Here is a 779-nt window from a genome sequence, read left to right as displayed (position 1 = left end):
GGGGGCGTCCACGGCTTGATCGGGGCGGGATCACCCTTGTGCTTGTTCTCGACAGTCACCGTTCTACCTCCTGAGTACGGGCGCCTGGGCGCCCGTGTAGTCGGACAACGCCGCCCCTTCGGGGGCCTGGCGTCGGTGTCTCATTCGCCCTCCTCACGTCGGGCCTGCCGCGCGGCCTCCTCATAGGCGCGGAGCAACCGCTCCCCGGTCTCGCACCCGGTGCCGGGCGTCCGGCAGGCCAGGCAGCCCGCGGCGTGCTCGATGGCGGCGCGCCACGCCTCGTCGGCGAACGGATCCTTGGTCCGCTCGGCGGTCTGCTCGGCAGCCGTCATCGGGTCCCGCTCTGGTCGAGCGCGCGGCGCCTGGCGGCGGCCTCGGCGACGGTGTCGCGCGGGTAGGTCAGGGTGTGGCGCGGGCAGGCGTAGATGGTGCGTCCGGCGCCACTGCCGCCGTGCTGGACATCGACGATGACCGGTTCTTCGGTGGGAAGTTCGCAGCGATAGCAGGTCTGGCGGCCCTGCGGGACCGGGCCGAACACGACACGGTCGGCCTCGGCCAGAGCTCCCCATAGCTTGAAGGCGTCGGTGAGGTAGTGCTCGGCCGAGAGCGGCACGCGCCAGTGGGTGCCGGGGCCCTCCGTCCTGGAGGTGGGCGGCACACCGAGGTAGGTGCTCTCATCAGTCAGCTCGGTGAGGACGCGGACCTGCCGCAGGCACCAGCTCGCAGCGGAACCCACCTCGATGAGCCAGTAGAGGGTGCCGTACTTGTCCTGGATGACG

At 71.2% G+C, this 779-nt stretch carries 2 protein-coding genes; both read right to left on the bottom strand.

Annotated features, from left to right (window positions below):
• Positions 1-140: 140 nt before the first annotated feature.
• Positions 141-332, bottom strand: a complete 192-nt coding sequence (locus tag KN815_RS39460) for a hypothetical protein (protein WP_216346619.1) — start codon at positions 330-332, stop codon at positions 141-143.
• A partial coding sequence (locus tag KN815_RS39455; RefSeq protein ID WP_216346618.1) for a hypothetical protein occupies positions 329-779 on the bottom strand: 451 nt, incomplete at its 5' end. The genes KN815_RS39460 and KN815_RS39455, both read right to left, overlap by 4 nt.

It is taken from the genome of Streptomyces niphimycinicus (assembly GCF_018883605.1).
Classification (GTDB): Bacteria; Actinomycetota; Actinomycetes; order Streptomycetales; family Streptomycetaceae; genus Streptomyces; species Streptomyces niphimycinicus.
This window is presented reverse-complemented; position numbering and strand designations above follow the sequence as displayed.